The sequence below is a fragment of the Hydrogenobaculum sp. genome, assembly GCF_049967395.1.
Taxonomy (GTDB): Bacteria; Aquificota; Aquificia; order Aquificales; family Aquificaceae; genus Hydrogenobaculum.
This window is the reverse complement of record NZ_JBMFST010000088.1, coordinates 1-2,432: the sequence shown is the minus strand read 5'-3', so window position 1 is coordinate 2,432 and position 2,432 is coordinate 1. Positions and strand designations below refer to the sequence as shown.

The 2,432-nt window shown below is 31.1% G+C and carries 3 protein-coding genes and 1 pseudogene; all 4 read right to left on the bottom strand.

Annotated features, from left to right (window positions below; translation table 11 throughout):
- Positions 1-368: 368 nt before the first annotated feature.
- The gene (gene cas2 / locus ACP5S8_RS08110) at positions 369-635 is read right to left on the bottom strand and encodes a CRISPR-associated endonuclease Cas2 (protein ID WP_461876435.1); all 267 of its coding nucleotides are present in this window, start codon (positions 633-635) and stop codon (positions 369-371) included.
- Position 636: 1 nt separating this feature from the next.
- The gene (gene cas1b, locus ACP5S8_RS08105) at positions 637-1,701 is read right to left on the bottom strand and encodes a type I-B CRISPR-associated endonuclease Cas1b (protein ID WP_461876434.1); all 1,065 of its coding nucleotides are present in this window, start codon (positions 1,699-1,701) and stop codon (positions 637-639) included.
- The gene (cas4, locus tag ACP5S8_RS08100; RefSeq protein WP_461876433.1) at positions 1,628-2,134 is read right to left on the bottom strand and encodes a CRISPR-associated protein Cas4; all 507 of its coding nucleotides are present in this window, start codon (positions 2,132-2,134) and stop codon (positions 1,628-1,630) included. Before cas4 ends, cas1b begins: the two co-directional genes overlap by 74 nt.
- 2 nt (positions 2,135-2,136) lie before the next feature.
- Positions 2,137-2,432 (bottom strand): annotated as a pseudogene (locus ACP5S8_RS08095) (CRISPR-associated helicase/endonuclease Cas3); the annotation flags it as partial.

Genomic DNA, 2,432 nt, shown 5'->3' with positions numbered 1-2,432 from the left:
TAAAATCAATATTCATAAGTTTCAATTCCTCATAGGCACTCTAAAAACTTAGCAAAGATATATGAAGAAGTAAATAAGATATATGTTTCAATTCCTCATAGGCACTCTAAAAACCAACCCTAACTTAACCTATTCAACTATTGAAGTACGATTGTGGTTATTGTTATGAGGATAATATAATAAAAAAGTTTTAGCTTGTCAAGTGCTATTAGTTTCTAGTGGATCTCGGATCTTATCAAAAACGCTGGAGATCGACAAGTCATTGATAATACGTAAGATTTTTCAGTTTTTCACAGATTTTTCATGGCTTTTAAAACAAAAAATGGTATTAAAATTTGAGGATCGACAAAATGATTGTATTGCAATGGTTAGAAGAACAAATCTTCGTGAGAGGGTTTTGGAATGCCTATAGATTCTCTTTCGTAGTATTTTTTGGTTCTAAACTTGTAAACCAAAATGGAATCTTCTTGGGGTTTCATTATAGATTTTAGCTCATCTGTTAGAATTCTATAGTTTGCTTCTGTGATTTCACCTTCAAAAACGCTGTTTTGCACCCAAGTTAGGTATTTTTTGCAAATTTTGTGAAATTTGCTTACTCTCTTTTCGTTTACATCGTAAACAAGTATTACAAACATGTTACCAGCTTGATATAAAAGGAAAATATGTTTCTTCTTCCAGAAGATGTTTGTAAAGTTTGTAGCATTCTAACCTTATAAGTTTTCTATAAGAGACGTTGCCTAAATTCTTATACTTTATTGTGGTGCTTAGCTTATCTTCGTATTCTTTTATAAAAATTTCTCTTCCCTTTTCATTTAGGTATGTGTACTCCAAATCCTCGTCAAAATGCTTTAGCTGTATCTGGCTTTTATTAACAAGGCTAAATATAACTCTATCCACTATTATAGGCTTAAAAATCTCAGATATATCAAGGTTTAAGCTAAAACTCCTTTGATTTGTTTCGTGAAGATAACCAATCCTTGGGTCTAAGTGAGTTCTGTAGATTTGGGACAAAATTGTTGTATAGATAAGGGAATTTCCAAAGCTTATAAGGGCGTTTATAGGATTTTCAGGCGGTCTTTTTGACCTATTTTCAAAAGAAAAGCCCTCTTGATTAATAATTATATTAAAAGCATCATAATAAACCTTCCTTATATCCCCTTCAAGAGCCATCAAAGATGGTATGTCGTTTATCTCTTCTATGGTTTTGAACTTTTCTTTGATACTTACTATGTAATCGTTTATCTCAGGCTTTGATTTTTTGTAATATTCTAAATTTTTCAATATATTTGAAAAAGCCCCATTTACAAACATTTTAGCAAGAAAAAGCCTTTTATCTTTATCCAAATAAAACTCGGATTGTTTTAAGATTATAATGCCTGAGTTTAGATACTCTCTTGGATAGTAACTCCCTACATAATACCCATATCTGTTGTAAAAAAATATAGGTATTTTATTTTTTGTTAAAAACTCCAAAACTCGTTTGTTTAAATCAAGCTCACCAAAGACATGTATTTCAGATACAGCGTTTATAGGAAGCGGTCTTTTGGCTTCTTCTGTTATAAAAATAATCGTGTTCTCTTCTCTTTTTAGCTCTCCGCTGTTAAAGAGATATATAGGCCTTCCCATGTTAGCTCCAGCACATTTCTTTGTAAGCACAGCGGTTACAGTATTGTATTTTCTCTGGTTTTGGTGGCTTTTCATAAGAAAGTATAGTTTTTATATCTTTTATAGCATTTTCAAGCTCTTTTTCTATATCTTCTGTCAGAAATACTTTTATCCTTTTTCTTTCTTCCGGTATCATTAGCTCACCGTTTAAATGTATACCTTTTTGTTTCATGTAGTAAATATAAAAAGCCAGTTGCATAGTGGCACTTTTTAAATATTTTGAAGATTTTTTAATCTCTCCTATGACATAATTGCCAGGTATTATGTCTATCTTAATGGTATTGTCTATCATAAACTCTTTTTTGTAGTTTTTATAAAAAATATCGTGTATATGTCTACCAAGCAGGATGAAGTCATTCTCTTGATCTGCATCTATGCCGTGTCCTATAAGCCACACTTCCCTTTTGCATATGTAGTAATACCAAATAAGAGTGCCGTTTACATTTTCTATGCTTTGTTCAATTTCCATATCTAATATATTAGTTTAAAATCTTTACCAAACCCCGTTTCTTTGTCGTAATAATCATCAAGCTCTTCTTTGCTAATTATATACATCTTAAGCTCCTCATCAAACCTAGGTTTATTTGCACTTACATCCACATGTATCACATAATCAAAAAATTTAGCTTTTAGCTTTTCAAAATTTTCCTTTGCTTCAAATATGTCTATTTTCTTGGACTTTAAACCTTTTATTATGTTCTTTGCCTCTTCCCATACCTCCTTTGCCTCATCGTTTATTTCCACAAACACATCGCTTTTGTATCTAT